Here is a 17,546-nt window from a genome sequence, read left to right as displayed (position 1 = left end):
ATGACTGAACTAAACAAGGATCGTGTAGTTGCCCAAATTAGTCAGCGCCTCTCGTTACGCAAGCCTCAGGCTGAGGCTCTTCGGCGCCTCGACACCATTGTAGGGCTTATTGACCCGAAAAAGGGCACTGATGTCGAGGCTGCTCGGGAGCAGGTGCGTCAGGTATTCGGTGAGGTTACTGATGCGGACTTTACAGATTTTGAACGTGACTTCCCGTCGGTTTGTTTCTCCGTGGCCACCGGGGTCGGCAAGACCCGCTTAATGGGCGCTTTCATCAGCTATTTGCACATGATAGGCAAGAGCCGGAATTTTTTTATTCTGGCACCGAACTTGACGATTTATGAGAAGTTGCTGTTCGATTTTGATCCGCGCAGCCCTAAGTATGTGTTCAAGGGGATTGAGGCTTTTGCTCATAATCCGCCTTTGATTGTTAACGCGGAAAACTATGAAGAAGGCCGTGGCGTACGGGGCGCGGATCTATTCGGTCGCGAAAGTGTGATCATCAATATCTTCAACATTTCGAAGATCAACTCTGAAGTACGAGGAGGGGCCGCTCCTCGTATTAAGCGCCTGCAGGAGTACATTGGCGAGAGCTATTTCTCGTATCTGTCTGAGCTTGAGGACTTGGTACTGCTCATGGATGAAGCGCACCGTTATCGCGGTAGCGCTGGATTTAAAGCTATTGCCGAGTTGCAGCCGATTATGGGCCTGGAGGTGACTGCGACGCCGAAAACTACGGGTAGTAAGCCCCAGCCATTTAAGAACGTGGTTTACCGCTACGACCTGCCTGATGCGATGGAGGACGGTTATGTGAAGGAACCTGCCATTGGTACTCGGGCGAACTTTAATCCAAAGTCAGTCGATGCCGATGCGCTGGAACGCATCATGCTTGAGGACGGAATTAACTACCACGAGCATGTCAAGGTGGCGCTGGAAACCTACGCCAAAAATTACGATAAGCCGATAGTGCGACCGTTTATGTTGGTGGTTACCAAGGACACCACGCACGCCTCCGAGGTAAGACAGTTTGTGGAGTCAGACGGTTTTTTCGGTGGTCGTTACAAAGGACGTGTTATCGAAATCCACTCAAAAACTTCCGGTGAAGAGAGTGACGAGAATGCGCAGCGCTTGCTGAACATCGAAAACAGCGGCGATACCGACATCGTTATTCACGTTAACAAACTCAAAGAAGGCTGGGACGTTACTAACCTGTTCACCATTGTTCCATTGCGTGCCTCAGCTTCCGATATTCTGACCGAGCAAACCTTGGGGCGTGGTCTGCGCTTACCTTATGGCAAACGCACGGGGGTGGCTGAAGTCGATCAGCTCACCGTGATTGCCCACGACCGATTCAATGACCTGATTGAGTTGGCTAAAACGGAAAACGGTGTTACCAAGAAACTCAAGCAAGTGTTTATTGGTGAGAACGGTGACGTTACCTCAACGAAACCTGAGGTCGTCACTGCGCCAAATGTGGTGCAGCACTTGGTGCAATCCATGCTGCCGAAAGCAGCAGGTAGTGAAAAAAGCACTGCCTACCAATTTCCTACATCCTCGAACCCTGTCGGTGTGGCAGAGATGCCGGCGCCTTATATTTTGCAAACAGCGCAAGAAGTGGAGGTGGCCGAGAAGACTCTTCAGATTGTGGTTCAGCAGACTGCTAAACAAGTAGGAAGCCTTGCGGATATCAATAAGCCGGAAGTGCAAGCCGCTATTGTTCAGGCCATTCAAGCGGAGCAAACACCGCAAGCTGAGATATTCCCGGTTGAAACGTTGAAAATTGAAGCAATCGTGAAGTCGATTTGCAGTCAGTTCGTTGAGCGAATTATTGCCATTCCGGCATTGACCATCACACCGACCCAAAATGTGTCTTTTGGTTTTAAACCGTTCGCGCTGGATCTTAAACACTGGAACCATCAACCGCTCTCGAACGAGTTATTAATTCAGGTCTTACGCACAGAGAAAACGCAGTCCATTAGCGGTGATGCCCATGATGAGCAGCAAGAGTGCCTAGAAAACTATATCGTTGCCAAACTCATGGACTTCCCAGAAATTGATTACGACTCGCACGCCGAGGTGCTTTACCAGCTGGCTGGCCAAGTGGTTGCTCACTATCAAGGAAAATACGATAAGCTTGAAGAGTTGCGTAGTGTGCTGCAAGGCCACTCTCGGCAAATGGCCGATGCCATCTTTTCGGACATGAAGAAAAATATGTGGCGCGGGAAAACCAATTACCGCGTTACCGTGAGTGCGGCCTTCCAAGATTTGCGTCCACAAACTTTTGAGAATGCGGGCAGCCAATATTCATTGGACTTCCGCCAAGCACCGCCAAAGCTGAACGAAATCAAACGTTATATTTTTAGCGGTTTCAGTAAATCCTGCTACCCATTGGCTAAATTTGATTCAGATACCGAGCGTAAACTGAGCGAGATTTTAGAAAAAGAAAGTGGCGTTAAGCTGTGGATGAAACCCGGCCCCAATCAATTCAAACTCTATGACTCAGATGGCTTGCCTTACCAGCCAGATTTTGTGGTTGAAATGCAAGACCGCATTTTGATTATTGAGACCAAGCGCGCGGATGAAATTAGCGATACGGTGGTATTGCGCAAAGCAGAAACCGCAGCGCTTTGGGCACATATCGCCACTGAGTTCCATGCGAAGAAAACTGGCGGTAAGCCGTGGTCTTATTTATTAGTGCCACATACGGACGTGGTCGGAAACTCTACGTTGGCAGGTCTTGCCGCAAAATACACGCGCCAAGCAGACACTGAGCTTTTGACCCGCTATGAGCTATCTAACGAGCTGGGTTTAGCTCTGCAGGCGTAGGACAGACCACGAAAAAGGGTAGCTCCGGCTGCCCTTTTTTGTGTGTCCTTTGATCCCCACCTACCGAAAAGTAGGAATCCGGTTCACCGTGGCACTGCTGGCGAGCAGTCCCAGGAAAAAGCGCTCATAGTCCGCCACCGACCACTTATGTGGCAGCTTTGAGTGTGTGGCGCAGCTAGACATACGGTTCTTTGCAGTTGGTTTTGGCGGTTTCCACCAAACTGTAGCTCTGCGCAGTGGCCGTTACTACCACAGATAACCGACGGGTTGATTGTCCTTATCGAAATAGAGGATGGTCTCGCAGAAGCCGCCGAACTGATTGATGTTCGATTCAGCATCTGCCTGCCGGCAACCACTTACCAAGGTCAGCAATCGATACCTCCTTCTCGTTGATGTAGCAAACGTCATCCATACGCGGATTGCACCAGGCACTTTTCACGTCCGGCCATTTTAATTGGGCCGGGGTGGCAAGTGACTGATGTGTCGATGCTTGTGCACGCCCCTTCTGGGCCTGCCAAGCTGCATAACCAACGTATCCGTCCGGCCAGGTAATCTACCCAGCCCGGCAAAGCCAAGACATGGTGTGCACTTAAATTTAAGTGGGCACCAGTTCTAGCCTTTTAAGCGGGTATTTCATGCAGCCACAACGCCGTTCTTACTCCAAGTCCTTCAAGGCCGAAGTCATTTAGGAGTGTGCCCTGCCCGGCGCTTCGATTGCCAGCATCGCACTCAGCCATAGCCTCAAAGTTAACCTCGTCCACAAATGGATTCGGGTGCAAGCGCAGAAAAAAACAGCGCTAAAACCTGAATTTATCCCGTTACCCATGCAGCTGGCCGGAGCTGATTCGCACGCTGCATCTTCGAATATCCGCGTTGAGATCCAGCATCCGACACCGTCAAAGCGAACTGCCCAAACGAAAGCGCTGCTGCCTGCGCGATTTCTTTGACACCTGCTGCGATGATTCGCAGCGACTCCATCTGGCTCGCCACCGAGCCTATGGACATGCGTGCTGGTCCCGAGACGGCGTTGGCCAGAGTGATCGTGGTGTTTGGTGCGGCGAAGCCGCACTGTGCTTATCTTTTCGCCAACCGCCGCGCCAATCGAATGAATGTTCTGGTGCATGACTGCTTCGGGATCTGGCTGGCTGCTCGCCGGTTGAGTCAAGGCAAGTTCCACTGGACAGGCATTCACCATGGCTCTGAAATGCAGTTAGATACCGAACAAAGTGTGAAGGCTTGGATCGATGCGAAGTATGGGAGCCCCACCACGTTGAGGATTGCCTAAACGCGCACTATCAAGGTGTCCTATGCAAATGGGAGGTATCACAACGAATAAGATGAAAATCCGTAACCCTCCGGCGAACTCACCTACCTGATCCCAGCCATAAGGGCAATTCGGTGGGTGGAGTTCGCCATCCGTTTACCACCATTCGCGCCCACGTACCGCTGAAGAGCTCGCAAAAAAAACCACCTATCGAATGACAGGTGGTTTTGATGGTTCCAGTAATCGCTGAGGAAAACTATAAGAAGACTTTCATCGCCCCGATCAAGATGCCAATTGTGACTGCGAGCATGGAAGCCATACGAATGGATAACTTGAGATCAGATTTAGCGATCTCTGCAGTCAGCCGGTGATCAATTTTAGATATCTCGGAAGTCAGCCGATGATCAGCTTTAGCCAACTCAGTAGTCAGTCGCTGCTCTAGATTGGTGAGATCACTTTTTGTCGCAAGTAATGTGAGCATGTCAGATTCCAATGCTTGAATAACGGCTTCAGCTTTGAGCTCAGGCACGTCGATTGCGCGCAGTGCCTGATACATCGCCAGTTCCATTTTCATTAAGGCCTCCTAAATAAAAAAAGGCCTTCCCCACGACGGGAAAGGCCCGTCGTGGGTGGGAAAGTCATGCTTCCATCGACATCAAGTCGACTGTCCGCGCTGCCGGAAGCTATGCGGTCATACGATGGATCCTGCGGAGAACCGCAGCGCCGCCTTGAAGATCCTGACGGCTGGTGCTGAACGAATCAGCGAGATGCATAGCAAAAATGCCGCTGGGGACGTTTGCTGTCAATCCGGAAACCGGTTGTCGAGTGTTTCCTAATGTTGTGTGAGGCTCCGCACTGCTTGGCGTCACCACCTTCAGCCTCGGGTTGTTAAGAGACGAATCGCTTACCAAGCCATAGTGCTTTTTTAAGAGATAGCCGTGTAAGAGACGTGTTCTGCGTGCACTGCTGAGCTCACATGTCCAGATGCTGCGACCGTTTGCTTGTATACGGTGCAGTTTCATTTTGCCAAAGCGCCTTTGAACTCCTTCCCAGCCATGCTGCCCCTGGCTTTTCGAGATGGAGGCGAGATGAGGGAGTGCTTGCGCGTAGCGTTGGAATATTCCAGGAGTGACCAAGAAGAGTGTGTCTTCAACGCAGTGCACCAGCGCTCGATCGTCATTCATGATGATCTCGTGGGTGCGTACGCTTTCGATCAGCCACTCGATGAAGTGTTCGCCGCTTGGCTTCGCATGCTTGTCTGGCTCGGATGGTCCTTCTACTGAGAGGGCTGATTCGGTGATAGGTACGGAGTCGGAACCTTCAGGCCATTTGGGAAACTCGCCGATTTGATTCGTTAATGAGTCGAGATAGTCGGTTGATGTTTTATCTGACAGTGACGGATCTGATTGTGTGGCGATGATTGCTGGCTTATCGCTCTCAGCTGCCGTGGTGGTCTGTGCAGGGGCGTTGGCTACTAAAGCTTGTTCGGCTTGAATAATGATCGCGCCGAATGCGCCGGTATGTTCGCTATGGCCAGACCAGTGGGCTATGAGAGAGGCCCACAGTTCAGGGAAAGCGGAAAGCCAGTCCAGGATTTCGCCGCTTAATAGCTGGTGGATCATCAGGCTGGATGCGGGGCCGCGCAGTCGATAATCGAGGTCTTTTCGGTATCGAACTCGGTAAGGTCGAGTCAGCGGTCCGTGCCATGGGTGCCAGGCGCAGCCATCCAAATATTCGACCTGGAGATCAATCGCAATCTTGCCAAGGTTTCCACCTAGGCTGGCGTATGCCAGTGCTGCATTCCACGCTTCCGTTTGGATGATCTGAACTTCTGATGGAGCTCCTTGGGGCAGTAATCGTGATCGGCGAATTTTTAGAGCGTACGTAACTACTTCCAGGCCATGGTCCAGCATCCCACCGGAGTAAGCCTGGCGCTGACTTTCGGATGCAGGCAAAAGTTGAACCAGTTCGGCGTATCGTCTAATTGGGTCGAGATAAAGTTCATCGAATTGAGAGCGGGATATGGCGGTGCACTGCCAGATCTGCCTCAGTAACTTTTGTCTACGGGGAGCGGCTAGGAGTGATTCCGCACATTGGGGATTGGTCTGACCGGCGCGTGATGTCGGGTTGGCTGCAGCCGTAGGGTCGAGTGCACGCCGGAGCTTGCGATGGAACAGTGAGAACATAATTGCTCCTATCGAGAGGGAAGGGAGGTATTCGCTTGGCGCCGACATGAAGCAGCACTCATGGACATGGATGAGTGCTTGGCTTCGAAGCGCCGATACAGACTTGTCAGTGGGCAAAGCATGAGGCGGGAGAGCCGGATTAGTTGGAACTCCCTCGGGGCAACGGGCGGCTTCTTGCGACGCCTCAGTTATCCACGCTTGCAGGGTTGTTTCAGGTGACCCGAAGCCTGGAATGCTCGCGAGCAGGCATTCAATGTCTCGTGTCCATAGGACATGCAACCGGCAAGCGTAGAAAGATTAAATGCGTCACTACGCAGATCCGTATTAGCTGGAAATACGCTTGGTCAAGTCGAGGCGCTAACGAGGCGCGGAGCGGGGGCGCACTCTTATGGCTCATTGACGTCGAAAGCCTTGAATTATCGTCCGAGGTAGGTCGCAGTAATTTGTGTTCTCTCATGCCCGAGTTCACGGCTGATAATTTGTCGAGCAATACGGTCTTGAGAACGCTGCACCGGGGTCAATTCCCTGGACAAGGTTCCTCCTGCCGCCGGTGCCTTCCACCCTGTCAAAGCTAAGTAACGGCTTTGTGCATAATGATGACGTAGGCCGTGCATGTGGCTCAGGCCTGCGGCCTTGCACTGACCATCGTAGGTGTTTCTCTGCTGGATATACGTTTTCTGAGACGGGATTAATGAGCCGGCTCCGGCTAGCTGATGCGCCGCGTTCAGCACCTCGCGCTGGTGCGAAGTAGTGATCGGAACAGAGCGATCACGCCCACCCTTCGTCCATGAGCCCTTAAGGAGAATGTGATCTCCTTGATCCGCATACTTAGGTTGAAATTTGATCGCTTCCTCGCGGCGTAGTCCAAACGCAGACTGAAGCTGGAGGCTCATGTGCACATGGGCGTCGGTGATCTTGCCAAGATCTGTTCTCAGTTCCTGGGCTTTGCTGACGTTGGTGACGAAGCGCCGGTCGGCTACACCCAGTTGCGTGTTGTCCGCGGGGAGAATGCCAGCCTTGCCGATCTTTTCAGCCCACCATCGAAGGTGTGCAAGCCGATTTTTGATGGTGCCAACTGACAGGCCTTCGCCTTGCCATCGATCCAGCAGTGCCTGTACGTGTTTCCCCTTGAGCGAGGGGGCTTTAATCTGACGGAAGCCAACCTCACGCAGTTGGCGAGCGATCAGTCCCAATGAGCGGATACGGTCGGCCTGGGTGTTGTGACTGCCATCGCGATTGCGTCGGCAAAGTTGCCGCAGGGTGTAGGTCAAATCGTCCATATACGATCCAAGCTCACTTTGACTTGTGTTGTTGTTCTGTTCCTGAAAATCATTGGTAAGTGTTGGTGCCAACTCGCTAGGTGAGATCCCCGAAGGGCAGGGGCATGGTGCTCAGGAAACACCGGTGTCTCGACTGAGACGTCCGTCTTGCTTCCTGCTGGAAGGTCGGACGGAGATGAAGCGGGATGAGTTTGGTTTTAGTGTTGATGAGTACTCCAAGGAAATGGATGGGATTGTTAGCAGTCGGCATTGCGCAAAGGCCCGCTGCCTAGGACGGTGTAGTAGCGGCACATCACGGAATAAATCCGAAAGACAAAGGCGGCTCCGCCCATGGGTATGGGTCGGTATGCTTCTGGAACCTTGCATACCTGGCTAACTCCATCCTGTTGGATCAGCGCTTGCGGGAGTTTCGCGCTGTTGGGATGACGACTCTCGAACCTGTCGTCTTAGGTTTTTGCTGGGCCAGTGTATGGGGGCATCATCATGTATGCCGCACTCTTTGGGGTTGAGGATTTGCCCGTGATGTTGGGGCGTCGGCGGGGCCGTCACTGCGGCTTGCAGTGACGGCCCGGCTCATGTGAGTTGCGCGTTATCGGGCAGGGGCAGCGCTGCAGCAGAGGCACATTTAGCCACCTGCTGTAGGACTGACGCGGCCTTCGGCCTTGTCGGCTCCCTGCACAGGGGTGGCATGGGGACCATGCCACCCCTGTGCAGGGAGCTTGTGGGAAAGATGGAGCTGGGAGCGGCCTTGCCGATGATCGCCATGAGAATGGCAATAGATCTCCGATAATGCAGTATGTCGCTCGTCAACAGAGCCGCAGCGACTCTGTCGGGTGAGCTCATCTCGCACGATTTACCGCCAATCGCGCGGCAGATGACCTGCGCAATTCCCAGCAGGGTGTTGCAGTTGGTGCCCTCCAATTGTTCTTCACTGTGAAATCTCTGAAGAGTATTGCGAACAGATTCGAAGCTTAACGGCCAGAGCGTTGGACGGTTCACTGGCTGGCACCGCTGATCGCTTGAGGTTATTTGATCGCAGCAAGATGAAGGTAAGAATTACGACATTCGCAGAGCAAGTGCTGATTCTCAAACGAGCAACGAAAGACTCCTGATTCTCGAAAATTGCTGTCTACAACCTCCAGATTGCGCCAAGTAGAGGAAATGCTGATTCAAATAAATGACGGTCTGTACAACTACAGACCACCGTCCACTCATGCGAGATTCCAAAAACCTTTCTCAGGTACCAAAATGTAACAACGTAACGCTTGGCTCGGATGCGCCTGAGTCATGCGGATCGTCTGGAAAAACCCTACGCAAAACAAATACGTAGTAGCATTTTGATCCCACGCCGATCAGGACATGCATATCATCCCGTGATTTAGGTCGAAATGTAGGTTCGGTAGTCCAATACTCACACATGGCCTCCGATCCAGTACGCTACGGCATTGACTCAATTGCGGCGTCTTAACCTAGTCGCTGCCACCAAGTAAGTTTCGAGCGCTTTATGCAGAAAAGGATTATTCAGCTACTGAGCAAGTCTCCCGGCTTGAAAGCGAGAGAAATAGCAAGCCAACTGGTGTTAGAGCGTAAGGCGGTATCTCACCACCTGCATGAAAATCTTGAGATTTTTATCCAAGACCCCGACACATTTGGGTGGTCGGTTATTAAGAGTGCAAGTTTCGTGCTGGAGCTAACCTGCGGTGGAACTTGGCTGACGGAAACACACTTTGAAAAAGCTTTGAGTAAGTCAGGATCTCCACTTGATGCTGATCACGGCCATGTAATCATCAAGATTCCTGGCGAACGCAAAATACTGTTGTGCGCTGCCGCAAAGATACTCGCGATAGCGAATCAACTTGCGGCGGCTAAGAAAAAAGTAGAACTGGATTTTTCCGATAATAAGGCGGCACTTTCTTATTTAAACCGTGCAGGCTTTGTTGATAGGTTAGATTCGACAATAAAAATCCTACCCAAAAGACCATCTAGCTCCGCGGCTCAACGCTATAATGCCAACAATATCGGCTTGGTCGAATTCTTGGAAATTAACGCTTACGGGGATAATAGTGACAATGTCCCCGAACGGCTCAAGAATAGCTTTATTGAAGCTTTTGGCAAAAATAACTCCAACAAGCTGTTTACCGTGGTTTCTGAGTTTGTTGCCAACGTCGAGGAGCACTCAGGAACCATAATCCCCGGTTTTGCTGGGCTTCAGTGCTACGGCAGTGCTGATAAAAGAGCGAAAGTCATCACCGTAATATCGGATTCCGGCAAGGGAATTTGTGAGACGCTACGCCCTGCTATTAATGAACACCTCCCACTATTGGCGAAAAGATTCGATCCCTCACTGCCTGTATCGGATCCCAAACTTATTCTACATGCTATTTTAAAGGGCGGCCTCAGCAGTCGAGAGGGGGGCGGCGGGGCCGGACTACATAATAGCCACTCGAAAGCTGTCGAATTGAACGCAACCATCAAGATCAGACAAGAAAATTTCTCTGTGTTAATGGAATATAAAGCGGGAGTTTTGGAGAATAAGGCCTGGACATTAAATCTCCCAAAACTGATCGGAACTCACATAGTATTTGAATTTAGCTTGACAAAAGCACAACCTCTGCTTAAACTCGAGCCATGAACGAGAAAACTTATATTATAGCCCTGCGGGACTTCACGGATGAAATCAACCCCTACGGAACTTTCAGGGGTAAGCAAACATATGCCCGATTATTGGAATACATCGATAAATACAAAGATGCGTCCATAATTGGCGTATCGTTTTCTAACTTAGAAGGCGCTGACACTTCTTTTCTTCGTGAGTCATTAATTTACATAATTAAACGCTATAGTAAACAGATTACTTTTTTTGCGTTTGATTTCTTAGATGAAGACATTTTTGAAAACTTGAAAAGTGCTGCGATATCTGGAAAAGAGCGCCTCACATGTTGGGTTGGCAGTCAATGCAGATTCGCCGGCCAAGAGCCGACCGCTGCAAGCAAGCCTTTGCTTGAACTGGTGATCAGTCACCGCTCAACCACTACTGCAAAAGTCGCTGAAGAACTTAGTATTAGCGTGCAAAACGCTAGTACTCGCCTGAAACGCTTAGCTGAGGAAGGCTTCCTGATGCGGGTCGAAGAGGCGGCGGAGACGGGCGGAAAGGAATTTATTTACCAGGTTGTTGGAAAATCTGCTTAAAGGGCTTTCTTTAACCAGAAAAAGGGTCTAGGCTTTTGCTCAGTCCCTTTTTTTGCGGCTTTCGTTAAACAGATTCATTTACTGAGATAGATCAAGAGCGGGTCGGAGGAGAGATGAAGGCGCGTTTCGAGATCAAGTGGGCAACCGGCGATGGAAGGTACTTTCATCTGAAGGCACCCAACGGGGAAATCATCCTGTCCAGCGAAACCTACAAGACGCTGGCTGGATGTGAAAATGGCATCGGCTCCTGTCGCGAGCATGCTCCGTACGACAGGTTTTACGGGAGGTTCGTAACAAAGGGCGAACAGTTTTCCTTTCACCTGAGAGCTGCGAACAATCGAATCGTTGGGCAGAGCGAGCTTTACGATTCAGCGCACGCACGCGAAGCAGGAGTTGCCGCAGTGAAACGGCATGCCCCACAAGCGGACGTGGATGATCTAACAAAATGAGGTTCGCAGTAAAACACGCCACACACGAATAGGAAGCGGTATGAAAAGGAATTTGAGTGGACATCGAAGGAAGGAAAGCTAAAAGCGCAATTGCAGTTGCGCCTTAGCTCAAACACGAATACGTCTGTGCTGGATGAGTATCTTCGTGCGCTGCCGATCGGTCAAGTACTGATCGTGTTCCCTCCGACGTGAAAAGAAATGGCTTCGTTTGAAGTCATTAACCGCCCTCTGGGGCAACCGTTTGGAGAAACAAACCATGCAAGTTACCTCCCAAAACCAACACAGCGGCTTCGTCATTGAAGTGGCTGGCAAGAACCTCGACTTCCGCAAGGTGATCTTCGAGGATCAAACTCCCACTGGCGCACAGATTGCGGCGGCCGCTGGCTTTAAACCGGATCAACTGGCCATCGTCTTGCAGCTCTTGGCTTCCGGGGCCATGGAAGACATCCGTCCTGATGAGGTCGTCACGCTCACCCAAGACTCCACCCGCTTTCTGGTTGCGGAGACGGATCGCACCTACTTTCTCACAGTAGATGGCACTCGCCTGGAATGGCCATTCGAGCAGATCACCGGCTATCAGGTTCGCAAACTGGCAGAGGTAGGTGACAACAAACGCTTGCTGCTGGAGCGTGAGGAAGAAGCCGACTTGGAAATTCAAGCCACCGACTTCGTCAACTTGGATCAGTCAGGCATTGAGCGCTTCGTTACCCGCAAAGCAGTGTGGAAGCTCAACGTTCAAGGGGTCGTCCTTGAGATCGAGACTCCTACGATTACGGTACGCGACGCCGTAGTACGCGCAGGCATGAATCCAAATGAAGGTTGGCACATCTACTTCAAGGTCGAGGGTCAACCAAAGCTGGAGAAGACGCTCGACGACATCATCGACTTGCGGACACGGGGCATCGAAAAACTGCGCCTGACACCCAAGGATGTGGGCAATGGTGAGGTAGCTGTGCCGCCACGTCGCTTTTTCAGTCTGCTCCCTGTCGATGAGCAGCATCTGGATCGGACTGCGGGTCACTGGGAAGCGTGCTTGACCCCGGAGGGTAATCGTTGGTTGGTGATCAACGAGTATCCCTTGCCGCAAGGCTATACCCATCAGCACGTGCGGCTGGCACTCCAAATCCCGGCGGGGTATCCCTCGACAGAAATCGACATGTTCTACCTGTATCCAGCCGTCGGCCTCACCAGTGGCGTCGCAATCCCGTGCGCGGATTACACAGTGGTTATCGATGGTGTGTCTTTCCAGCGGTGGTCTCGTCATCGCAGTGCACACCCATGGAATCCAGCTACCGACAACGTAATTACTCATTTGGCACTGGTTGAGGGCAGCCTCCTCAAGGAGATCGGTGAATGAGCATCGACTCTCGTCTTGTGCTGACGGAGGAGATTTATGCCTCGCTTCGGGAACATTTGTTCCCGGGCGATGGCCTAGAAGCCGCCGCCATACTCGTGTGCACGCGCTTTGAGGGGGAGCACCTGAAACTGCTCTCAAAGCACCTGATAAACGTACCCTACGCCGAATGCGAACGGCGTGACACTGACTACATAAGCTGGCCTGGCCGGTATCTCGAACAAGCCATCGACCTTGCAGAGAGTGAATCGCTTTCGATTATCTTGGTTCACTCTCATCCTGGCAGCTACTTCGAGTTTTCCGAGGTAGACGACCAAAGCGATGCCAAAACCATACCCTGCTTAATTCAAGGCGTTGACGCCATTCATGGCTCAGCAATCATGGTGCCAAGCGGCGCGATGCGCGCTCGGGTCTACGACCTGCAAAACCACTGCACCCCGATCGATCTAGTCACGGTTGCAAGCGATGACATTAAATACTGGTGGGGATCTGTCCCTCTGCCATCTCAACCTGTGGTCGCCTTTACCTCCGGTATGACAGCAGCCCTGAGTCGGCTGAGCGCTGTCGTCATTGGGGTGTCTGGCACTGGCTCAATCGTGGCCGAACAGGTCGCAAGACTTGGTTTCGGCGAGGTCATCCTCATTGATCACGATCAGCTTGAAGAGAAGAACCTCAACCGGATTCTGAATGCCACACTTCAAGATGCTCTGGCGGGTCGGCCAAAGGTGGAAATGTTCGCGCAAGCCATCAACCGTATTCGCGCGGTACCGTTCACCAAATCAATCAACGTCTCTATCCTGACCCGTGAAGCGGTTCTCGCAGCCGCAGGCGCCGATGTCATTTTCTGCTGCGTCGACACCCACCAGGCGCGGATGGTCGCGGATCTGATATCCACGACGTTCCTTATTCCGCTGTTTGATGTGGGAGTGAAGATTCCTACTCGTAAAGATGGTGATGATCACTGGATCATCACGGACGTGGTCGGTCGGATTGATTATGTGAAACCTGGTGGCTCGTCACTAGGTGATCGCGGCGTGTACACCCCTCAAACGTTGCTAGCCGAATACCTTCATCAGGTGGATCCGCAAGCGCACAAGGATCAGGTGGAGCGCGGATACATCACCGGTATGCAGGAGGAAGCGCCTTCCGTGATCACGCTCAACATGCGTGCGGCATCAGCGTGCGTATCTGAGTTTATCGCTCGAGCCTTCCCATATCGCGAAGATAAGAACGGCAAATATGCGCGAACTATTTTTACATTATCGGGCTGTGAGGAAGACTACTTTAAAGAAACAGCCTACTCCCCTAGCCTGAAGTTGCAGCTCGCCCAGAGCTGCAAAGAGCCGCTGCTCGGCCTTCCTGACCTAAGTGCGAGGACACCATGCTGAAAAAATTATTTCAGTACGTTGTGAGCAAGCTAGACCCACTGCTTCCGGCGAGAACGCTCATGGTGATCGAGGGGGATTTGTTGCCAGCAAAAATGCCGATGCGCTCGCTCGTTTTGGCCAGAGATGGGCAAGAGGACTGGTGCGTGGGATTCAAATGCCCGTGCGGTTGTGGACACACTATTGAACTCTTGTTGATCGAGGAAGCCCAGCCTAGATGGGATTGCGAACTCGATAAGCACGGTCATCCCTCTCTGCATCCTTCCGTGTGGCTAAAAAGCGGCTGCAAATCTCACTTTTGGATTCGCCACGGCAAAGTACATTGGGCTTAGCTCTAGATCAGACTCCAGACATATGCCGCTGGTTTGCTGAATCATTACTACATCGAATCACTGGAGATAACTATGCGTTCTAAGAAGCTGACTGCCGCATTGGCAATGGTTCAGGTGCTGATTTTTTCGGGCTCCGCCTCGGCTCAGCAACTGATTAATGACACGGCGATCAAAGCTCAATTACATCAACCTCAACCGTATGAACTGACGCTGGGAACCTTCATCAATCTGACGCTGGAGCGTGTCGATCCTGACCAGGTATCGGCAATGGTTTACCAGAACGTCTACGACAATTTCGAGAACATCACGATTCCGAAAGGCAGTCGCTTGTTCGGTCGCCAAGTTGCCAAGGTCAACAATACTCGCGATGTGTATTTCAATGAAATTCAGCTCAGCAGTACGGGACAAACCTACACTCTCGAACCACCATTGCAGGCGACTGGGCCTATGGGAGAAGCCGGCATCGTGGATTTCAAGCCCGCTGCGATTGCCGGAACGATGCTGCGCAAAGATCTGATATTTCCCCACTAAGGGGGAATATCAGTTGGCCGAATCAACCGGCGAGACCCATAGCAAGTGGATATCGCCACGTGATATTGCTATGGCAGATAGCTGAATCATCTGTGCAAGAGCGTCTGCTCTTAGCTGCGCGTATGCCCCTGGCTGGGCGTGGCGACCTAGCAGGCACTACCTGCGTAATCGGGTGACTGTAGCTAAGAAAATAAAAACCACCTGTCCTAGAACAGGTGGCTCCCGATGTTGCTGAAAGAGAGAGTTTGTCAGTGGATAAACGCAATCCCAGCGAAGAGAATCGCGACCATCAAGAAGAGCATTAAGCCGATATCTATAACGAGGCTCACCTCAAACCGAGATAGCTCTGCCCGAAATTGTGCTATGTCGGGATCGAATTTAACTGCAGAAGATAAATGCCTATCAGTATCCAGGGCTTGGATAACTGCTTCGATTTGTTGCTCAGGCACGTTGATCGCTTTCAGGGCTTTATACATTGCCAGTCGAATTTTCATTAAGGCCTCGAAAATAAAAAAGGCCTGCCCCAAGACGGGGAGGCCCGTCCTGGGTGGGGGGAATATCATGCTTCCATCGACATCAAGTCGACTGTTCGCGCTTCCGGAAGCGATGCGTCATTGGAAGGATCCTGCGGGGAACCGCAGCGCCGTCTCGAAGATCCTGGCGGCTAGTGTGAGTTTGTAAATTGCATTCGCTGACATTTGCCGTCAATCCGAAAACCGACTATCGAGTGTTCCCGAATGTTGGGCCCAGGGTTGTTTGCAGTCCGACACTTTCATCTTCCGATTTGGGTGAATCGGGCAAGTCTTTGGTCAGCCAGCAATGGTCGCTCATGCGGCTGCAGGCGTGCATCGATTCTGTCGCCAAACCTCAACACCAGTATCTCGTGGATGTTGTCGATCTGAGGACGGCGGGTCTCATGCCTGGTTCACCGTAGAGATGTGAGCGCCGAAGACCAGATCTTCTAGTGTTGGTGGACCGCAGTTGGAGATAGGCAACGTCGTGGCTCTCACTCTGACCGATCAACGCCATCATCATCCATTTTCATTCGTTTGGAGGAAGAGGAGCATCGCTTTCCAGTAGCCGCTGATTTGGTCCAGCTGATGCCAGTGCCTCGGTCGGATGTGCAGAGTATTTTCATGGTGGTGCAACACCACCCCGTCATTACGCATTTGCTGGATCAGCAGTTTGGTGTCGACAGGGTCTGAGCTGGATGCGGCGACAGCGGCGACAGTGGCGACAACCTGCGGGATGTCACGGTTGACATCTGGCGACAGCTTGGCGACGGAAGTGGCGACACATCGCAGGACGGGCGTCTGATTTTTCGACTGGAAGCGACGTACGGCGTCATTCAGACGGAACACGACACACCTCAAAAGTCTTGGCATCTTGGCTCTTCACGCAGCTCGCTGTGAGTAGCTCAACGAGGAGCGTAGCGGTGTGCTTACAGCTCTTACGCGCAAAGCGAGGGCCGTTGCGATTGATGTCTCGGATGGTAAAACGGGTCCAGCCTTTCTGCTTCAGCCAGCGTAACAAGCGATCCGCCTCCTCACGCAGGGTGTTAACCGGCTCTTGCTCAGTCAAGCGTTGGATCTCGGCCAGGTAATAGTCCATCAGTGTTGAAGCGCGCTGAATATGTTCTTCGTTCAGGACACTGGCTTCCTCGATTGCCGCCAGAACCCCCGCGATGCGCAGTACATTGGCAGCAGCTTTACTTGCGACGGATTGAACGCAGGCCAGTTCGCCGAACTCGCCAGACTGGCACTCTATGGTGTCGTGAATATCAATCCAGACCCTGCGGGCGCTGTCCGTTAACTCCAATGTCTTGAGCTTGAGTGATCCGTCCTTGTTGGTCGCTAACGGTTTTTTCAGCAGATCAGAGATATGCCTTTGGTAGCGTTGGACTTTGGCGTCTTGCGTCAGATCCACCGCCTTGTACAGGCGCTGACCGATCAACCGCTCAGGCCAACTGATCAGGAATCTGCCGAGCACACCTTGCCCATTGATCATCGGATCCTTGAGGAACTGGTTGGCCAGGTACGGCTGCAGCATCAGGTGCATGCTGAGACGACGATCATAGGCTCGCAGGCTTTCCCCGGGCATGGACCGTGTCCGATCAATCGGGCTGCCATCCCAGATTCTTGAAAGCGTGGTGATCGCTTTGAGCTGGTTCTCTTTGCTCATGGTGCTGCCACCGAGGAATTGACCGCCTTCGTCATTGAACAGGCCCATGCTTGGCAGCCCATAACACAGGTTTTTTATAAGTGCTTCGATGGTGGGGTCGGTGGAGATCAGCCTAGGCTGGACGGGTTCGGATAGTTCACAGATTTCATGCTTTTCCTGTCGATGGGCTTTGGCCGTAAGACGGATGGCTGATTGGTAGGCGTTGAGCTTTTCCGTGTACACGGACCACTGCTCTCGCTCCCAGTTACGCGCTGCGAAGAGAGCGTGATGATCCACCGCACTTTTACGGTCACCTGATGATGCGACCGTCAGCAGATACAGAGACAGCGGATAGGTGCGGCCATCGAGTTGTACGTTGACGTGACCTTGAGTCACCAGAGCTGCGGTGGCCAGCACCGATTGTGCGGCCATGGCACTCGGTGCGCCGATGACCTCTGCCATCCGTTCTACAGCGTCCCCCAAGAGTTCACCCAGCGCTTCGACCGGGTAGGTCAAAGGTTGGGGCAGATAATCCAGCAGCGGGCGCGGTGGATCGCACTTCTCGCACAATTGCATCGACAACGTTCTCC

The 17,546-nt window shown here is 52.3% G+C and carries 16 protein-coding genes; 9 read left to right on the top strand and 7 right to left on the bottom strand.

The features are described from left to right. Entirely contained in the window at positions 1-2,826 is a 2,826-nt protein-coding gene (locus KVQ82_RS26265; protein WP_222016650.1) for a DEAD/DEAH box helicase family protein, read from the top strand. 246 nt (positions 2,827-3,072) lie between these two features. On the opposite strand, the gene KVQ82_RS31710 is transcribed toward KVQ82_RS26265, so the two are convergent. After that, positions 3,073-3,198, bottom strand: a complete 126-nt coding sequence (locus tag KVQ82_RS31710; protein ID WP_260687800.1) for a hypothetical protein — start codon at positions 3,196-3,198, stop codon at positions 3,073-3,075. A 631-nt stretch (positions 3,199-3,829) separates the two neighbouring features. On the opposite strand from KVQ82_RS31710, the gene tnpB reads away from it, so the two are divergent. Next, complete coding sequence (gene tnpB / locus KVQ82_RS31705; RefSeq protein WP_260687798.1) at positions 3,830-4,111, top strand: IS66 family insertion sequence element accessory protein TnpB; 282 nt, start codon at positions 3,830-3,832, stop codon at positions 4,109-4,111. A gap of 235 nt (positions 4,112-4,346) precedes the next feature. On the opposite strand, the gene KVQ82_RS26250 is transcribed toward tnpB, so the two are convergent. From KVQ82_RS26250 to KVQ82_RS26240, 3 genes are all read right to left on the bottom strand, one after another. Next, entirely contained in the window at positions 4,347-4,664 is a 318-nt protein-coding gene (locus KVQ82_RS26250) for a hypothetical protein (RefSeq protein WP_072411086.1), read from the bottom strand. A gap of 109 nt (positions 4,665-4,773) precedes the next feature. Continuing rightward, a complete protein-coding gene (locus KVQ82_RS26245; protein WP_222016648.1) occupies positions 4,774-6,276 on the bottom strand; it encodes a TraI domain-containing protein in 1,503 nt (500 codons plus the stop codon). Between the two features lie 416 nt (positions 6,277-6,692). After that, positions 6,693-7,556 carry a phage integrase N-terminal domain-containing protein gene (locus KVQ82_RS26240; protein ID WP_222016646.1) on the bottom strand — a complete coding sequence of 288 codons (864 nt, stop codon included), beginning with the start codon at positions 7,554-7,556 and terminating at the stop codon, positions 6,693-6,695. A gap of 1,504 nt (positions 7,557-9,060) precedes the next feature. On the opposite strand from KVQ82_RS26240, the gene KVQ82_RS26235 reads away from it, so the two are divergent. From KVQ82_RS26235 to KVQ82_RS26205, 7 genes are all read left to right on the top strand, one after another. Then, positions 9,061-10,188: an ATPase gene (locus tag KVQ82_RS26235; protein ID WP_222016644.1), complete on the top strand. Its 1,128-nt coding sequence runs from the start codon at positions 9,061-9,063 to the stop codon at positions 10,186-10,188. Further along, positions 10,185-10,745: a winged helix-turn-helix transcriptional regulator gene (locus tag KVQ82_RS26230; RefSeq protein WP_222016642.1), complete on the top strand. Its 561-nt coding sequence runs from the start codon at positions 10,185-10,187 to the stop codon at positions 10,743-10,745. Before KVQ82_RS26235 ends, KVQ82_RS26230 begins: the two co-directional genes overlap by 4 nt. 113 nt (positions 10,746-10,858) lie before the next feature. Further along, on the top strand, positions 10,859-11,194 hold the full coding sequence (locus KVQ82_RS26225) for a YegP family protein (RefSeq protein ID WP_222016641.1): 336 nt from the start codon (positions 10,859-10,861) through the stop codon (positions 11,192-11,194). 256 nt (positions 11,195-11,450) lie between these two features. Then, entirely contained in the window at positions 11,451-12,551 is a 1,101-nt protein-coding gene (locus KVQ82_RS26220; protein WP_222016639.1) for a multiubiquitin domain-containing protein, read from the top strand. Continuing rightward, positions 12,548-13,936, top strand: a complete 1,389-nt coding sequence (locus KVQ82_RS26215) for a ThiF family adenylyltransferase (RefSeq protein ID WP_222016637.1) — start codon at positions 12,548-12,550, stop codon at positions 13,934-13,936. The genes KVQ82_RS26220 and KVQ82_RS26215 overlap by 4 nt, the downstream gene beginning before the upstream one ends. Continuing rightward, entirely contained in the window at positions 13,930-14,265 is a 336-nt protein-coding gene (locus KVQ82_RS26210) for a DUF6527 family protein (protein ID WP_222016635.1), read from the top strand. Before KVQ82_RS26215 ends, KVQ82_RS26210 begins: the two co-directional genes overlap by 7 nt. Before the next feature lie 72 nt (positions 14,266-14,337). Next, the gene (locus KVQ82_RS26205) at positions 14,338-14,796 is read left to right on the top strand and encodes a hypothetical protein (RefSeq protein WP_222016632.1); all 459 of its coding nucleotides are present in this window, start codon (positions 14,338-14,340) and stop codon (positions 14,794-14,796) included. A 248-nt stretch (positions 14,797-15,044) separates the two neighbouring features. Here KVQ82_RS26205 and KVQ82_RS26200 read toward each other — a convergent pair whose 3' ends face one another. The 3 genes from KVQ82_RS26200 to KVQ82_RS26190 form a co-directional block, all read right to left on the bottom strand. After that, entirely contained in the window at positions 15,045-15,290 is a 246-nt protein-coding gene (locus KVQ82_RS26200) for a hypothetical protein (RefSeq protein WP_222016629.1), read from the bottom strand. Positions 15,291-15,827: 537 nt separating this feature from the next. Continuing rightward, entirely contained in the window at positions 15,828-16,157 is a 330-nt protein-coding gene (locus KVQ82_RS26195) for a hypothetical protein (protein WP_222016627.1), read from the bottom strand. Beyond that, positions 16,141-17,532 (bottom strand): YfjI family protein, encoded by a 1,392-nt coding sequence (locus KVQ82_RS26190; RefSeq protein WP_222016624.1) that lies wholly within the window; start codon positions 17,530-17,532, stop codon positions 16,141-16,143. Before KVQ82_RS26190 ends, KVQ82_RS26195 begins: the two co-directional genes overlap by 17 nt. Positions 17,533-17,546: the final 14 nt, after the last annotated feature.

Origin of the sequence: Pseudomonas sp. AO-1, from assembly GCF_019775695.1 — a bacterium.
In the GTDB taxonomy this organism is placed as follows: Bacteria; Pseudomonadota; Gammaproteobacteria; order Pseudomonadales; family Pseudomonadaceae; genus Aquipseudomonas; species Aquipseudomonas parakoreensis.
The sequence above is the reverse complement of the archived record's forward strand: the minus strand, read 5'-3'. Positions and strand labels throughout refer to the sequence as shown.